This window comes from Nocardia blacklockiae, assembly GCF_015477355.1.
Classification (GTDB): domain Bacteria; phylum Actinomycetota; class Actinomycetes; order Mycobacteriales; family Mycobacteriaceae; genus Nocardia; species Nocardia blacklockiae.
This window is the reverse complement of sequence record NZ_JADLRJ010000031.1, coordinates 1-719: the sequence shown is the minus strand read 5'-3', so window position 1 is coordinate 719 and position 719 is coordinate 1. Positions and strand designations below refer to the sequence as shown.

General features: G+C 55.5%; 1 rRNA gene. It reads left to right on the top strand.

The annotated features are described in order from the left end of the window. Window positions 1–719: ribosomal RNA gene (locus IU476_RS35655) — 23S ribosomal RNA — on the top strand; the annotation flags it as partial.

Sequence of the window (719 nt, the reverse complement as noted above, 5' to 3'; positions counted from 1 at the left end):
ACCCGCCGTTGAATATATAGACGGTGTGGAGGGAACGTGGGGAAGTGAAACATCTCAGTACCCACAGGAAGAGAAAACAATTGTGATTCCGTGAGTAGTGGCGAGCGAAAGCGGATGAGGCTAAACCGGTTATGTGTGATAGACGGCAGTCGTTGCATGGCCGGGGTCGTGGGGTCTTTCTTCTCAGTTCTGCCGAGCTGGGCGACAGTCAGAAAAGTTCGTGTTAGCTGAATTGGTCTGGGATGGCCAACCGTAGACGGTGAGAGTCCGGTAAGCGAAAACATGACGGCTGTTGTCACAGATACCCGAGTAGCAGCGGGCCCGTGAAATCTGCTGTGAATCTGCCGGGACCACCCGGTAAGCCTGAATACTCCCTGGTGACCGATAGCGGACTAGTACCGTGAGGGAAAGGTGAAAAGTACCCCGGGAGGGGAGTGAAATAGTACCTGAAACCGGACGCTTACAATCCGTCAGAGCCCTCTTTGTGGGGTGATGGCGTGCCTTTTGAAGAATGAGCCTGCGAGTCATCGGTGTGTGGCGAGGTTAACCCGTGTGGGGGAGCCGTAGCGAAAGCGAGTCCGAATAGGGCGTTAGAGTCGCATGTCATGGACCCGAAGCGGAGTGATCTACCCATGGCCAGGGTGAAGCGACGGTAAGACGTCGTGGAGGCCCGAACCCACTTAGGTTGAAAACTGAGGGGATGAGCTGTGGGTAGGGGT